General features: G+C 44.7%; 8 protein-coding genes. 6 read left to right on the top strand and 2 right to left on the bottom strand.

The genetic code is table 11. From position 1 onward, the window contains the following. Positions 1-8: 8 nt before the first annotated feature. A complete protein-coding gene (ureG, locus tag L8S15_RS10175; RefSeq protein WP_004735125.1) occupies positions 9-650 on the top strand; it encodes an urease accessory protein UreG in 642 nt (213 codons plus the stop codon). A gap of 121 nt (positions 651-771) precedes the next feature. Here the strand turns inward: ureG and xseA are convergent, their stop codons facing one another. Next, the gene (xseA, locus tag L8S15_RS10170; RefSeq protein WP_010440592.1) at positions 772-2,118 is read right to left on the bottom strand and encodes an exodeoxyribonuclease VII large subunit; all 1,347 of its coding nucleotides are present in this window, start codon (positions 2,116-2,118) and stop codon (positions 772-774) included. Between the two features lie 269 nt (positions 2,119-2,387). Between xseA and guaB the strand changes: the two genes are divergently transcribed. From guaB to L8S15_RS10145, 5 genes are all read left to right on the top strand, one after another. Further along, on the top strand, positions 2,388-3,851 hold the full coding sequence (guaB, locus tag L8S15_RS10165; protein ID WP_010440594.1) for an IMP dehydrogenase: 1,464 nt from the start codon (positions 2,388-2,390) through the stop codon (positions 3,849-3,851). Between the two features lie 378 nt (positions 3,852-4,229). After that, positions 4,230-5,783 carry a glutamine-hydrolyzing GMP synthase gene (guaA, locus tag L8S15_RS10160; RefSeq protein WP_010440596.1) on the top strand — a complete coding sequence of 518 codons (1,554 nt, stop codon included), beginning with the start codon at positions 4,230-4,232 and terminating at the stop codon, positions 5,781-5,783. Between the two features lie 288 nt (positions 5,784-6,071). Continuing rightward, on the top strand, positions 6,072-7,754 hold the full coding sequence (locus L8S15_RS10155; RefSeq protein ID WP_102286480.1) for a chitinase: 1,683 nt from the start codon (positions 6,072-6,074) through the stop codon (positions 7,752-7,754). Between the two features lie 335 nt (positions 7,755-8,089). Continuing rightward, positions 8,090-9,640, top strand: coding sequence for a Na+/H+ antiporter NhaC family protein (locus L8S15_RS10150; protein WP_016790479.1), 1,551 nt, complete (start codon positions 8,090-8,092; stop codon positions 9,638-9,640). Between the two features lie 578 nt (positions 9,641-10,218). Then, positions 10,219-10,812, top strand: a complete 594-nt coding sequence (locus L8S15_RS10145) for a GPR1/FUN34/YaaH family transporter (protein WP_010440610.1) — start codon at positions 10,219-10,221, stop codon at positions 10,810-10,812. Between the two features lie 159 nt (positions 10,813-10,971). Here L8S15_RS10145 and L8S15_RS10140 read toward each other — a convergent pair whose 3' ends face one another. Beyond that, positions 10,972-12,519, bottom strand: a complete 1,548-nt coding sequence (locus L8S15_RS10140) for an alanine/glycine:cation symporter family protein (protein WP_016767148.1) — start codon at positions 12,517-12,519, stop codon at positions 10,972-10,974. Between the last annotated feature and the right edge of the window lie 316 nt (positions 12,520-12,835).

Raw genomic sequence — 12,835 nt, 5'->3', positions numbered from 1 at the left:
AGTAGTCAATGGAAAGTTATAAGCAACCCCTTCGAATTGGTATTGGCGGCCCGGTAGGCTCTGGTAAAACAGCATTGTTAGAGGTGTTGTGTAAGGCGATTCGCGACAAGCTAAACATTGCTGTGGTAACCAACGACATTTACACCCAAGAAGATGCAAAGATACTCACACGTGCTGAAGCTCTCGAACCTGACCGCATCATTGGCGTAGAAACCGGTGGTTGTCCGCACACGGCTATCCGTGAAGATGCTTCGATGAACTTAGCTGCCGTAGAGGAGCTTGCTAAGCTACATAAGAACCTTGATGTGGTGTTTGTTGAAAGTGGTGGCGATAACCTGAGTGCGACGTTCAGCCCTGAGTTAGCCGACCTTACTATCTACGTGATTGATGTTGCTGAAGGGGAGAAGATCCCACGTAAAGGTGGCCCAGGTATTACACGATCTGATCTGTTGGTTATCAATAAAATCGATTTAGCACCGTATGTTGGCGCGTCACTTGAGGTGATGGAGCAAGATACGCAGCGCATGCGTCCAACCAAACCATACGTGTTCACCAACCTAAAAGAGAGCCAAGGTTTGGACTTCATCATCAACTTTATTGTGACGGAAGGTATGCTGACTATGAAGGAGCCTTCTACGACTGAGTCGTGAATCATGAATAGGGAGTAGAGTTTAAATCCGTTCGCTTTCTAATTTATTAGACACAAAAAAGCCCTGTCGATTATCGATAGGGCTTTCTGATTTTAAAGGGCTTTTAACGTTCGAGTCGAATCTAAAGCTCGCTCTTAGCGACTCTTGTTGTCACTTGTGACTCAATCACGCCATCTTCAACTTGAGTGGTGATCACTTCACCTGGTTCGACATCGTTAATTGATGACACGGTATTGCCCGATGTTGAATGGGTAATGCTGTAGCCTCGCTTCAAGGTTGCCAGTGGGCTCACTGTCTCTAACTTCTCTGCAGCCATGGCTAGCTGGTGGCGAGTGGTTAGCAGTGTTTTATCCATCGCATCCAATAGCTTCTGTTCTGAGCGTTGTAGATGCAACTTCTGTTCGCCAAGGCGCTTCACTGGCGAGTTCAACTGAAGCTGATGTTGTTTACGTTCAACACGCTGTGCATGCTGCTTTAGGTATTGAGCCATACCACGACGTAAGCGCATGTCTAAGTCATCAAGCTGCTGACTCTGTTTTTGCAGTTGGTAGCTAGGGTGTTGTTTCTCTAAGCGGTATTTCAACGTTTGAGTTGATTGCGCTTGTTTGATTAGTACATGACGAATTGCACTGACTAAGCGAGCGCGTTTAGAGACAAAAGCTTGTTCTTTATGACTGTTATCACGGCTAACCAGTTCGGCTGCTGCTGACGGTGTTGGTGCACGCATATCTGCGACGAAATCAGCTATAGTGACGTCAATTTCGTGGCCAACTGCGCTGATAATCGGGATCTGGCTTGCTGCAATTGTGCGAGCAACGATCTCGTTATTAAAGCACCATAAGTCTTCTAATGAACCGCCGCCACGACCCACGATCAACACATCACATTCATTGCGTTCGTTAGCTCGTCCAATCGCTTGAGCTATCTGAATTGCAGCCTCTTCGCCTTGAACCATGGTTGGGTAAACCACAACCGGTAATGAAGGATCGCGTCTTTTCAGTACATCAAGGATGTCAAACAGTGCAGCACCGGTTTTTGAGGTGATCACGCCAACGCGCTTTGGGTGTTCAGGAAGCGGTTGCTTGCTTGATTGAGCAAATAACCCTTCTGCGGCGAGGTTCATCTTAAGCTTTTCAAACTCTTGTTGAAGCTTACCATCACCTTCTGGCTGCATGCTTTCGATGATTAGCTGATAGTCACCACGCGGCTCATAAAGAGACAGACGTGCTTTGACTAAAACTTGATTACCGTTCTGAGGCTTAAAAGTCACACGACGGTTATTGCCACGAAACATAGCGCACTTAACTTGAGCGCGAGAGTCTTTAAGCGTGAGGTACCAGTGACCAGAGACAGGTGCTGAGAAGTTTGAGATTTCACCAACGAGCCAGACTATCCCCATTTCGTTTTCTAATAGGAGACGAACCTCTGAGTTGAGGCGAGAAACAGTAAAGATGTTTGGATTAGTCATAGAAGCACTATCTTTCCTTGAAGGAAGGTCTTTCTTGGAATCTCACAGGGCGTGAGTATGGAAGATAGCGGCAATATAATACATAGCAAGGGGGGGAATGCAAATTAAAAATACAAAAATGTGTAGCCAAGCGATTTCGTTGGCCGTATAATCCGTCCGCAATATCTAATCCAAATGCAGTTTAATTTTCCTTAATTGGCTGCCCTCATTAGGCGAAACGATGAGATTGGATTGTTTCTTTTTACTCCTATTATTGTGAGATATTGCAAATGCTAAGAATTGCCAAAGAAGCGCTGACATTCGACGACGTACTGCTAGTGCCAGCACACTCCACCGTTCTCCCTAATACAGCTGATCTTCGCACTCAGCTGACGAAGAATATTTCCCTAAACATCCCAATGATCTCTGCATCGATGGATACTGTGACAGAAGCTCGCCTAGCGATTGCACTGGCACAAGAAGGCGGAATCGGCTTCATTCATAAGAACATGTCTATTGAACAGCAAGCTGAAATGGTTCGCCAGGTTAAAATTTACGAAGCAGGTGTGGTTTCTCACCCTGTTACTGTAAACCCTGACGCGACAATCGCTGATGTTGTAGCTCTTACTCAAAAACACGGCTTCGCTGGTTTCCCTGTTGTTACTGAAACAAACGAACTTGTTGGTATTATTACTGGCCGTGACGTTCGCTTTGTGACTGACCTTTCTAAGAAAGTTGACGTAGTAATGACACCTAAAGCTCGCCTTGCTTCTGTTAAAGAAGGTGCAACTCGTGAAGAAGTTCAAGAGAAAATGCACGAAGCGCGTGTTGAGAAAGTTCTTGTTGTAAATGATGACTTCCAACTTACTGGAATGATCACTGCAAAAGATTTCCACAAAGCAGAACGTAAACCAAACGCTTGTAAAGATGAGCGCGGCAGCCTACGTGTAGGTGCAGCTGTTGGTGCTGGTGCTGGTAACGAAGAGCGCGTTGCTGCTCTTGTTGAAGCTGGCGTAGACGTTCTACTTATCGACTCTTCACACGGTCACTCTGAAGGCGTACTTAACCGTATCCGCGAAACTCGTGCTGCCTACCCTGATCTACAAATCATCGGTGGTAACGTAGCAACTGGCGCTGGCGCTCGTGCTCTTATCGAAGCGGGTGTAAGTGCAGTTAAAGTTGGCATCGGCCCGGGTTCAATCTGTACGACTCGTATCGTTACTGGTGTTGGTGTTCCTCAAGTAACAGCAATCGCAGATGCAGCTGAAGTAGCAAACGAATACGGTATTCCAGTAATCGCAGATGGCGGTATCCGCTTCTCTGGTGATATCTGTAAAGCGATCGTTGCTGGCGCATCTTGTGTGATGGTTGGTTCAATGTTCGCGGGTACTGAAGAAGCACCGGGTGAAGTTATCCTTTACAACGGTCGTTCTTACAAGTCTTACCGTGGTATGGGTTCTCTTGGCGCTATGTCTCAAGGTTCTTCTGACCGTTACTTCCAATCTGACAACGCTGCAGACAAGCTTGTTCCAGAAGGTATTGAAGGTCGTATCGCATACAAAGGTCGTCTAAAAGAGATCGTTCACCAACAGATGGGCGGTTTACGCTCAAGCATGGGCCTAACGGGTTCTGCAACTGTTGAAGACATGCGTACTAAAGCTGAGTTTGTTCGTATCTCAGGTGCGGGCATGAAAGAATCTCACGTACACGATGTTCAAATCACGAAAGAAGCACCTAACTACCGTTTAGGTTAATAATACGTCCAAACGTTTGAATAGTGTGCTGATTTAGTCGGCACATTTTTATACCAATCGTAGTAAATAACGGGTCATCCTAGCTTGTTAAAAAGCTCGATAACTTCGTTAGAATTTTTGATTGTAGAATAACTACTTATCAGAACTCTTTGTCGAATAGAGCAGCCTTGTTCTCAAGCTTTTTTCCTGCGCTATTCCTGAACACTTACTTACTGTGATTGGTATTATATCTACCGCTTGTTTTGTTTAGAGAGTGATTCTCACAAAACATCGCCTTACAGATAACCTACGAAAACGTTTGCTTTATTTCTTGAAGAGTTAATCAGAGGTGAGTAAACTCGCCTCCGTTTTATCACATAGCCAATAAGACTACTTACAATGACTAAAAATATTCATGACCAACGTATTCTAATTCTGGACTTCGGTTCTCAATACACACAGCTAGTTGCTCGTCGTATTCGTGAGATCGGTGTTTACTGTGAACTTTGGAGCTGGGACGTAGAAGAAGCGGATATTCGTGAATTCAATCCAGACGGCATTATCCTATCTGGCGGCCCTGAAAGTGTAACGGAAGAGAATTCTCCACGTGCACCTCAGTACGTATTTGATTCAGGTGTTCCTGTCTTCGGTATTTGCTACGGAATGCAAACTATGGCTGAGCAACTTGGCGGTAAAGTAGCGACGTCTACTGAACGCGAGTTCGGCTACGCAGCTGTACAAGTGACTGGCGAATCAGCACTTTTCGCTGACCTTGAGACGACTCAAGATGTTTGGATGAGCCACGGTGACAAAGTGGTTGAGATCCCTGCTGATTTCACAAAGATCGCTGAAACAGACACTTGCCCATACGCTGCAATGGCAAATGAAGATAAGAAGTACTACGGCGTACAATTCCACCCAGAAGTAACACACACTAAGAACGGCCTAAAAATGCTTGAGAACTTTGTTCTTAATGCATGTGGTTGTGAAGGTCTGTGGACTCCAGCTTCAATCATTGAAGATGCAGTTGCACGTATTAAAGAACAAGTAGGTGACGACGAAGTTATCCTTGGTCTTTCTGGTGGTGTTGATTCATCAGTAGTAGCAATGCTTGCTCACCGAGCTATCGGCGACAAACTAACATGTGTATTTGTAGATAACGGCCTTCTTCGTTTAAACGAAGGTGAGCAGGTTATGGAGATGTTCGGCAATAAGTTTGGCCTAAACATCATCAAAGTAGATGCTGAAGAGCGTTTCCTTAACGCTCTGGAAGGCGAAGCTGAACCAGAAGCGAAACGTAAGATCATCGGCCACGTATTCGTAGATATCTTCGATGAAGAATCTAAGAAACTGAAGAATGCTAAGTGGCTTGCTCAGGGTACTATCTACCCAGACGTAATCGAGTCTGCAGCATCTAAGACAGGTAAAGCACACGTAATCAAATCTCACCACAACGTTGGCGGCCTTCCTGATGATATGGAAATGGGCCTTGTTGAGCCTCTACGTGAGCTGTTTAAAGATGAAGTACGTAAGATAGGCCTAGAGCTTGGTCTTCCATACAACATGCTTTACCGTCACCCTTTCCCGGGTCCAGGTCTAGGTGTTCGTGTACTTGGTGAAGTGAAGAAAGAGTACTGTGATTTACTGCGTCGTGCTGATGCTATCTTCATTGAAGAGCTTCACGCTGCTGACCTTTACCACAAAGTATCTCAAGCATTCACGGTATTCCTACCAGTACGTTCAGTTGGCGTAATGGGTGATGGCCGTAAGTACGATTGGGTTGTATCTCTACGCGCAGTAGAAACTATCGACTTCATGACTGCTCACTGGGCACACCTACCATACGACTTCCTAGGTAAGGTTTCTAACCGTATTATCAACGAAGTTAACGGCATTTCACGTGTTGTTTACGATATTTCTGGTAAACCACCAGCAACTATCGAGTGGGAATAATCTTTTAGAGATTTAACCAGCTTTGATTAAGATCTTAAGCCTCGAACTCAGTTCGGGGCTTTTTTCTTTTTGATTCAGGGTATTAAAGAGCCATATCTAACCTCTAGAAACCAAATGGGTTGGAAATTAGATATCAGCTCAAGAAACCATGAGACGCTTTGTTGTATGAGCTATATATCAAAAATATCACTCGCAATTTTTATAAATTCATACAGCAACGGCTATGGTATTTCGCGTGTGAAGCATACTCTTTGATGGACTTATTAAGGACAGATAAGAGAATCCATCATGTTAAAAATCAAATATTTGGCGACAGTGCTCGGCTGCACATTGGCTGCGCAAAGTCATGCGTCTTTGAATATCCAACCTGATCCGCAAAACCCGAATGGTTACCTTGTTGAAAAGTCGGCATTACAAGCTGCTGAACAAGCGAAAACATCCGATCCTATGTATGCGATCTGGTCACAGGCATTACAAACTCGTCCCAATAGTGTTGTTGAAGCTATAGAGCCGGGCTTAGCCTTTAATCCTGAAAACGTAAAACGAGTCGAACGTGTATTCCCTCAATCTGAATGGAACTTCCTCACTCAGATGGCTGCACCAGAATACACCTACACTCGTTTCTTACGTGCGATTGGTAAATTCCCCGCTTTCTGTGGAGAGTACACCGATGGTCGTGACTCCGACGCTATCTGTAAAAAATCCATTATCACGGCCTTTGCTCATTTCTCACAAGAGACGGGTGGCCACATCGCGATAGACAACATCTCTGATAACCCATTAGCGCTAGAAGAGTGGCAGCAAGCGTTGGTACATGTTCGTGAAATGGGCTGGTCTGAAGGCCAAGAGGGCTACACTACGGGTTGTGGTCAGAACGATTGGCAAAATGCTCGCTGGCCATGTGCCGCGGGGCAGGGTTACTTTGGGCGAGGTGCCAAGCAGCTTTCTTACCATTTTAATTACGGTGCGTTCTCTGAAGTGATGTTCGATGGTGATGCAACGGTGTTACTGAATAATCCGGGCTTAGTCGCTGATTCTTGGCTGAACTTGGCTTCTGCTATCTGGTTCTTCCTTACTCCTCAAGCACCTAAACCAGCAATGCTGCACGTTATCGACCGCACTTGGACGCCATCTCAGCGCGAATTAGATGCGGGCATTGGTTATGGGTTTGGTACCACGATCAATGTGATTAATGGTGGTATTGAATGTGGGGAGCAGAACAAAGATAAAGGCCAACCGGTTAACCGTATTCGTTATTGGGAAGGGTTAGCAGCGCACTACGAGATCCCTGTAGAAGCGGATGAAGCCAATACATGTTGGCAGCAAACGCCTTACGGAAGCTTGAACCTTAACGGTGCGACGGATGTGCTGTATACCAACTGGGATGGCAACTGGAAATATTACGCAGACCGCCCAGAAGGCTACTCATTTGAATGTGAGTTGGTTGGATTCCAAACGGCATATTCAGCGCTGGTGGCTGGCGATTACGAGAAGTGTGTGACCAACTTTTATGGTTCTCATGCGAGCTGGCCTGAAGTGAAAGTGGTCGACAAGCTTGATCCGGTAGATCCTGGTACTGATCCCGGTGGTAACGGTTGGAGTGCGACGAAGGTTTACAACGCGGGTGACCAAGTGACTCACTATGGTGCGACTTACGAAGCGAAATGGTGGACACAAGGGGATGACCCTGCCAATGGCGGCCCTTGGAAGTTGCTTACTGGAGATCCGACACCACCCGTCGTCACAGACCCGTCGCCAGTCGATCCAGTTCCGGTAGAACCAACACCGGTTGAGCCGCCTGTCGTCGTTGACCCATCGGTATTTATTACATGGCAAGCAGGTGTCAGCCAGGTGAGTAATGGTGACAAGGTGACACATAACGGCAAGTGCTTCGTAGCTAAAAACGGTCCGGGTGTTTGGGAAAGCCCCGTACAGTCGAATTGGTTCTGGGATGAAATTAGTTGTCAGTGATCTGTCATTATTAATCAACCTCTGCTTTAGATTGGCTTACTAAGCTGACCCGTGTTGTTCAAAAGCCGAAAGTTATGACTTTCGGCTTTTTTATTGCGCCTTCTCACCATGAGAGTTGAGAAGCCACACTATCCACACTATCAAATACTGAGTTGAATAATGACTCCTACTTTATTTCATTAAGGAAATCGTTTCAGGTAGGTTGCTCTGCACTCTCGTTAATAAGAGGATTATTTAACTAGTTATGAAATAAAGTTCTGTACAAATGACTCTTGTGAATTTATATTCATTTTTTAATTATATTTATTCTTTTATTTTAGGGTTAAGGTGTACCTATGGAACAGACAGATATCACGTCACTCATCCCCATTGTGATTACTTTGGTGCTGTCATTGGCGACAAGGAATGTAGTGATCGGCCTTTTTGCTGGCGTATTGAGTGGTGTAGCAATGCTCACCGGTATGTTTAGTGAACTTAATCCTCTTGATACGTTCGGCACTATGGTGAAAGGCTATCTGGTACCTCAACTGACCGATAGCTATAATGCAGGTGTGATTATGCTTTTGATTTTCATCGGCGGTTTTGTTGCTTTGATGGAAAAGTCCGGTGGTGGTGTCGCATTCGCAAAGCGGGTGACTCAGTGGGTAAGCAATAAATGCCAAGCTCAAGTGTCTGCTTGGTTAGGTGGAATTGTTATATTTTTCTCAGACTTAGGCACTCCTTTAATTGTCGGCCCTGTTTTTCGTCCCCTTTTCGATAAACTGAAACTTTCAAGACAGAAGCTAGCATTCATTATTGACTCAACCTCCTCTCCCGTCGCGATTCTTATCCCTTTTATTGGCTGGGGTGTTTATATCATGGGGTTGATTCAAAAAGAGTTTACCGCTTTGAATGTCAACATGTCGGATTGGGATGCTTTCATCGGCGCGATTCCTTTTCAGTTCTACGCTTTCTTAGCGATCTTTATTGTTCCTTTAGTCTCTTTTAAAGGTTTAGACTTCGGACCAATGGCAAAGGCAGAGCGTGATTGCCAAGCGGGTCTTTGTTCTGGTGCGAATAATGAGTCCTTGAATCCTTTCTCGCATAAAAATGCAAAAGCATCTTTTGTTTGGGCACCGTTACTCGTGATGGTCGTTGTATTGTTCACCATGTTGGTTCCGCAAGGCTTCCCGTTCCAAAAGGTTGCAGGTTCGTCATTCAGAGCGGCTTTATCATCGGCTTATTTTTTTGCTGCGATTACCTTGATCTCGCTAATGGCTTATTACGGTGTAAGAAAATTGTCTGATGGTGTTTCGGTGTATTTAAAGGGCATGGGAAATATGATGCCTGTAGCGATCATTCTTGTATTGGCATGGGCGTTAAGCACAGTCGGTAAAGAGTTAGGCGCCGCGGCTTATATTGCAGAACAAGCACAAAGTGGCTTTCCTTACTGGTTAGTGCCTGCCGTTGCTTTTTTGTTGTCGGCGATTATTTCATTCGCAACGGGATCGTCGTGGGGAACCTTCGCGATTATGATGCCATTGGTTATTCCAACCGCTTTTGCGATTGATGCGCCTTTATTAGTGGCAATCGGTGCTGTGTTGTCGGGAGGTTTGTTTGGGGATCACTGTTCACCGATCTCTGAAACAACCATTCTTTCTTCAACTGGCGCAGGGTGTGATCAATTTGAACACTTTAAGACTCAACTTCCTTATGCGTTGATGAATGGCTCTATCGCATTGGTGAGCTTTGTTGTGGCAGGCTTTACGGGAAGTACATGGGTTGTGCTAGGAGCTCTGATTGCTCAGCTTATCCTTGTGACTCTGTTAGCCAAGTGCGATGCGAGTAAAAACACTTCTTCAGAAGTTCAACCTCAAGTGTCTGAATCTAAAACACAACAAGTGTAATTTAAGATTACAGAAGAGGGCGAGATTCCAGATATCTCGTCCCTCGATTCTGGAATGACGATCCAATGAGTAGGTACGGGATGCGAGTAAACGAGTAACGAAAAGCTCGCCATCTGTTGCCTACGTTTGCTATTAAGGGGGCGCTTACTCAAATCTAAAGACTCTTTTCGCATCCCCATCTCGTTTATCGTACCTAAAAAAACTCGTCATTCCCCACAGTAAGTAACGAACGTGACAGAGGGCTCTTGTGTGCCGCAAGTGCTCATATCGAAGAGTAGATTCCAGATATCCCGTCCCTCGATTCTAGAGTGACGTAGCACCAGGCTTTGTCTCATTGCCTCAACACTTACCTCACTCGTCATTCCTTACAGTGAGGAACGAACGTGATAGGGAATCTGTTTATTGATAGTTTCGGTGAATTGAATAGGTTCATTATGAAACCTATTTTCCATAAGATCATTTGTACAATCTTAGTTTTCGATAACTGGATTACCTAGTTGTACGGTTTATAGATTAAAATTTTCTGATAATTTTTATCGTTTTTTTTTAATCAACCACTTTAATAAGGTAAATTCGTAATGTCGACCAAACTAGCTAACCCAGCGCCACTAGGCTTAATGGGTTTCGGTATGACCACCATTCTTCTTAATATCCACAACGCAGGTTTCTTCCCAATCGATTCTATGATTCTTGCAATGGGTATTTTTTACGGTGGTTTGAGCCAAGTTATCGTGGGCACTATGTGTTTCAAACGTGGTGACACGTTCGGTACAACTGCGTTTACTTCTTACGGCCTATTCTGGTTGTCTTTGGTTGGTTTGATTGTAATGCCTTACATGGGCCTTCCAGCAAGCCCTGCTGCATTCATGGGTTGGTACCTATTACTATGGGGTATTTTCACAGGCTTCATGTTCATCGGTTCTCTATGTTACCCAGTTGCGAAGCAAGTAGTATTCGGTTCACTAACTATCTTGTTCTTCCTGCTAGCCGCTCGTGATTTCACTGGCAGCGAACTAATCGGCACTATCGCTGGTTTTGAAGGTATTTTCTGTGGCGCTTCAGCTATCTACTTTGCAATGGCACAAGTAATCAACAACGAATACGGCCGCACAGTACTGCCTATCGGTGAGAAGAAAGCACCTCAAATGGCAACACAAGAAATTGCTGCTTAATGCTCTAACTCGGGAACAGTTAGTTTGTTATAAGCTGTTTATTGGTTATGAACAAAACAAAAGGGGTTAGCCGAAATGGCTAACCCCTTTTTTATGCGTTATTAATAGAGCCAGTTAAAGAGGTCTATTTGTTAAAGCAATCTATTTGTTAAGGCGAGTTTAAGCTGAAGGTTGCTCTACAGGTTTAGTGTCTGCAGTTTCAGCTTCAGGAGATTTTCCTGTTTTACGCTTGTACTTCTCTTCCCAGTAGGTAGCACCTTTAATGCCTAGTTTTACAGGGTTGAACGTGTACTCAGTGACGCCTTGTTTCTGCTGTTCTTCGTAGTCTGCAAGAGCTTTAAGCGCAGGCTTAGACATGAAGAAGATGATCAGAATACCGACAATGTTTAACCACGCCATCAAACCAACACCAACATCACCCATTGCCCATGCAAGGTTCGCTGTTTTAACTGTGCCATAGAAAACGGCAGTAATAAGAACAAGCTTAAGTACGAACATCATGCCAGGAATTTTGATAGTACGACGTAGGTAAGCAATATTCGTTTCTGCGATGTAGTAGTAAGCAAGAATTGTTGTAAATGCGAAGAAGAACAGAGCAAATGCGATGAACGGCTTACCAATGCCTGGTAGTGCACTTTCAATAGCAAGCTGTGTAAATACAGGACCGTTGGCACCAATGTTTGCTGCTAGGTTCTGAACAAGGAACACACCTTCAGCGCCGCCGTGAACGTTGTAAGCACCAGTGATGATGATCATGAACGCTGTAGCTGAACATACTAGAAGTGTATCGATGTAGATAGAGAACGCTTGTACCAAACCTTGCTGAGCTGGGTGATCAACACTTGCAGCCGCAGCCGCGTGAGGACCTGTACCTTGACCCGCTTCGTTTGAGTAAACACCACGCTTAACACCCCAACCAATTGCAGCACCGAAGCCTGCCATAGGTGTGAATGCATCGCCAATGATCATTGCGAAAACCGTTGGCACTTGGCCGATGTTTAGCAGAATGATAACGAACGCGATGATGATGTAAGCCAGTGCCATGAATGGAACAACGATTTGTGTGAAGTTCGCAATACGTTTAACACCACCAAAGATGATGAACGCTAGGATAATAGCAACTACAGTACCAGTGAAAATTTTAGCGAAACTGAATGTACCGATAGCTGTTTCAATCATGTCACCTGAGCCAAATGCAGCTTCTACAGCATTACCAATACTGTTTGACTGAACACCTGGAAGCAAAATACCACATGCAAAAATAGTCGCGATAGCAAAGATCCAAGCGTACCATTTTTGACCCATCGCTTTTTCGATGTAGTAAGCCGGACCACCACGGAACTGGCCTTCATCTTCTTCTTTGTAGATTTGCGCTAGCGTTGATTCTGCGTAAGCTGTTGCAGCGCCAAAGAAAGCCACTACCCACATCCAGAATACTGCACCTGGGCCGCCGAAACCGATAGCGGCAGCAACACCAGCAATGTTACCTGTACCGACACGGCCAGATAGAGAAACGGCCAGAGCTTGGAAAGACGAGATGCCTTTTGACGAGCTTTTACCCGATAGTAGCAAGCGCCACATTTCAAAGAAGTGACGGATTTGAACAAATCGAGTCATGATGGAGTAGAACAAACCTGCACCTAAACATAGGTAGATAAGTACTGGACTCCAGATTATTCCATTCAAAAAATCAACGAATGACTGCATGAGTATTTTCCCTGTTAGTTTTGCTTATGATTGTTTTTCGAACAACACAATACTTCACTTGTAACCCGAGTGTTAAATTATTTAACTGCCTATTAGGATTACTGTGACATAAAGCATGTTACAGGGGGTGTTTGTTAACGCTTAGTGCTAATTTGATAATCGTTCCATTAAAATTGATATGCAATTAGTTGTTTTTAGTGTCGGTTTGTAAAGTGAATAAATAGTGATTAATACAAATTTTCGAAACTCACAATATGTGTCAGAAGGGAAAGTAGAAGAAAAATGAGAGGAAACGTTGTTCAGTACTAATGACTGT

Source organism: Vibrio sp. S/42/10 (genome assembly GCF_029890535.1).
GTDB lineage: Bacteria > Pseudomonadota > Gammaproteobacteria > Enterobacterales > Vibrionaceae > Vibrio > Vibrio cyclitrophicus.
Note: the sequence above shows the minus strand (reverse complement) of the source record. Positions and strands in the feature narration are given on the sequence as shown.

Excerpts from the sequence above, each read along its gene's own strand:
- ureG (WP_004735125.1), top strand. The coding sequence starts at position 9 with ATGGAAAGTTATAAGCAACCCCTTCGAATTGGTATTGGCGGCCCGGTA.
- L8S15_RS10155 (WP_102286480.1), top strand. The coding sequence starts at position 6,072 with ATGTTAAAAATCAAATATTTGGCGACAGTGCTCGGCTGCACATTGGCT.
- guaB (WP_010440594.1), top strand. The coding sequence starts at position 2,388 with ATGCTAAGAATTGCCAAAGAAGCGCTGACATTCGACGACGTACTGCTA.
- guaA (WP_010440596.1), top strand. The coding sequence starts at position 4,230 with ATGACTAAAAATATTCATGACCAACGTATTCTAATTCTGGACTTCGGT.
- L8S15_RS10150 (WP_016790479.1), top strand. The coding sequence starts at position 8,090 with ATGGAACAGACAGATATCACGTCACTCATCCCCATTGTGATTACTTTG.
- L8S15_RS10140 (WP_016767148.1), bottom strand. The coding sequence starts at position 12,519 with ATGCAGTCATTCGTTGATTTTTTGAATGGAATAATCTGGAGTCCAGTA.
- L8S15_RS10145 (WP_010440610.1), top strand. The coding sequence starts at position 10,219 with ATGTCGACCAAACTAGCTAACCCAGCGCCACTAGGCTTAATGGGTTTC.
- xseA (WP_010440592.1), bottom strand. The coding sequence starts at position 2,118 with ATGACTAATCCAAACATCTTTACTGTTTCTCGCCTCAACTCAGAGGTT.